General features: G+C 66.2%; 1 protein-coding gene and 1 pseudogene. Both read left to right on the top strand.

The window, feature by feature from the left end:
* The coding region (locus VK519_RS08885; RefSeq protein WP_324349133.1) for a 3'-5' exonuclease at nucleotides 1–2,318 on the top strand (2,318 nt) is incomplete at its 5' end.
* Nucleotides 2,315–2,824, top strand: a pseudogene (locus VK519_RS08880) (hypothetical protein); the annotation flags it as partial. The gene VK519_RS08885 and the pseudogene VK519_RS08880, both read left to right, overlap by 4 nt.

The following is a 2,824-nucleotide window of genomic DNA, read 5'->3' as shown; positions in this document are numbered from 1 at the left end:
AAGCCGAACGACCCTCCTTCAGCCTGGACACCAACTACCGGTCCACCCACGGCATGGTGGCTGCGGTGAACGCGCTATTCCATGGTGGCCAAGCCCATGCACAAGGTGCATTCGCCTTCGGTGCGAGCCGATTGCCCTTCGTACCGGTGCAGGCGCATGGCCGCGCCGACGTTTTTTCCATCGATGGCACCGTGCCGGCACCCATGCAACTGGTGCTGCTTGACGACGGCGATGCTGCGGTCGCGGCCCGGCGCTATCGCAGCATCATGGCGGCTGCCTGCGCGGACGAGATAGCCAGGCTATTGGCGTTGGCCGCACAAGGCCGCTGTGGCTTCGAAGGTGGCCGCGCGCTTGCGCCGCGCGATATCGCCGTGCTGGTCCGTAGCCGTGGTGAGGCCGAGGAAGTGCGTGCGATGCTGCGCGCGCGGCACGTGCGCAATGTTTATCTTTCTGACCGCGATTCAGTGTTCGACAGCCCGGAGGCCGCCGACGTGTTGCTTTGGCTGCGTGGCTGCGCCGAACCCACGGTCGACCGGCGCATGCGTGCGGCACTGGCTACGGCCACGCTGTTCTTGCCGTTGCACGACATCGATCGCCTGAATACCGACGAGCGCCACTGGGAAATGCGTGGCAGCCAGTTCCTGGAGCTGCGCGAACTTTGGCGGCGGCAGGGCGTGTTGGCGATGGTGCAGCGCCTGTTGCACATGTTCGACCTTCCTTCGCGGTTGCTGGCCATGGACGGTGGCGAGCGTGCACTGACCAACGTCCTGCACCTGGCCGAACTGCTGCAGGAAGCTGCATCCAACCTCGACGGTGAGCAGGCCCTGATTCGCTGGCTGGGCGATGAGATCGCCGACACGCTGCCTTCGGGTGCCGACGAGCACATCGTGCGGCTGGAGAGCGACGCCGACCTCGTGCGCGTGATCACGATCCACAAATCCAAGGGCCTGGAATACCCGCTGGTGTACGTGCCCTTTGCCTGTTCGTTCAAGGCGGCGCAGGGCGGCCCGGGTGGGTACCGGTTCCAGGGTGATGAAGGCCCCGTGGTGGAGCTGATGGCCAAATCCGCCGATGGTGCCGGAGACGCCGTCGCCCTGGCGCACGAGCTTACCGACCGTGCCCGGCTGCAGGAAGACTTGCGCTTGCTGTATGTCGCGGTCACCCGTGCACGCCACTACTGCTGGCTGGGCGTGTCCCCGATCTGCGCCAATGCCCGGTCGAAGAAACCCCATGTGCACCAGGGAGCGTTGGGTTACCTGCTCTCCGGTGGGGAAGAAATGGACGCAGGGCAGTTTCGCCAGGCACTGGAAGTACTGGCGGCATCGAGCGAGGCGATCACGCTGCGGCAGGCCGACACGTCCAGCCATGTCATCCTGGCCAGTGGCCGGGTCCCGGAAGCCCTCGGCCCGGCGCGCGCTGACCTTGCCCCGCGCCCGCCGCGCTGGTGGATCGCCAGTTATAGTGCGTTGCGCCACGACGAAGAAGGCCATGCGATGCCGGTGCCCGACACGGCGCGCGAAGACGTGGTGGCCGAATATGTCGCGGCCGGTACCCAGGAAGGCCCTGCCGCCGACAGCACGCTGCTGCCGGGTTTCCCGCGTGGCGCGGAGGCCGGCACCTTCCTGCACGATCTCTTCGAATGGATGGCCGAACAGGGTTTCGCGGCCGTACTCGACGATCCTTCCGGTTTGCGCGATGCGGTTGCCCGCCGTTGCCAGCGCCGCCATTGGCCGCAACTGATCGAACCGCTGGCCAAGGGCCTGCCACAACTGCTTGCGCTGCCACTTGCCCTGCCTGATGGAAGCTCGGTCGCGCTGGCATCGCTGGCCGATGGCGCCTACCGCGCGGAACTTGAATTCTGGTTTTCCGCCGATGGCGTGGACGCACGGGCGCTCGATGCCCTGGTGCGCAAGCACACCCTTGACGGCATGCCGCGCCCGGCCTTGCAGGCGGAAACCATCAACGGGATGTTCAAGGGTTTCATCGACCTTACCTTCGAACACGAAGGCCGCTGGTACGTGGCCGATTACAAATCCAACTGGCTCGGCGGCCACCTGGGCGATTACGACGCCCAGGCCATGCGTGATTCCATGGCACATTCCCGCTACGACCTGCAGTACGCCATTTATGTGCTGGCGTTGCACCGCCAGCTACGCGCGCGCATGGGTGGTGACTACGACTACGACCGCCACATCGGTGGCGCGCTGTACCTGTACCTGCGCGGTATCGACGGGCAGGGCCATGGCGTGCATGCCGCGCGGCCGCCACGTGAGCTGATCCAGGCCATGGACGCGCTTTTCCGCGGAGAAGCCGCATGAGCGCCGACCGGATCCAGGCCTGGCTCGATACCGCGATGGCCCAGGGCCACTTGCGCGCCCTCGATCGTGCCTTTGCGCTGTTCCTGCGCTCGCTCGATGCTTCCGCCGACGACAGGGTGATTGCGGCCGGTGCGCTGGCAAGCTTCGAGCTGGGTAACGGCCACATCGGTGTGGACGTCGAAAACCTGCTGGGCGACCTGGCCATGGATCACGATCGCGCATTGGCCTTGCCAGTGAGGCCGGAGCCGGCGGCCTGGCTCGAGGCGTTGAAGGCCTCCGTGCTGGTGGGCCAGGACGCGCACGAGACATCATCGCCAATGGTGCTCGAGGGCGGGCGACTGTACCTTCGGCGCTACTGGCGGTACGAGCAACGTGTGGCCGAGGGTATTGCGGCGCGCCTTGAAGGCGATGAAGCACCCGCCGCCGAACTTGTCGACGACCTCAACCGCCTTTTCGCCGGGCAGGCCGACGGCACGGCAGACTGGCAGAAGATCGCCTGCGCGCTC

Origin of the sequence: Pinirhizobacter sp., from assembly GCF_035317885.1 — a bacterium.
Taxonomy (GTDB): Bacteria; Pseudomonadota; Gammaproteobacteria; order Xanthomonadales; family Rhodanobacteraceae; genus Pinirhizobacter.
The sequence above is the reverse complement of the archived record's forward strand: the minus strand, read 5'-3'. Positions and strand labels throughout refer to the sequence as shown.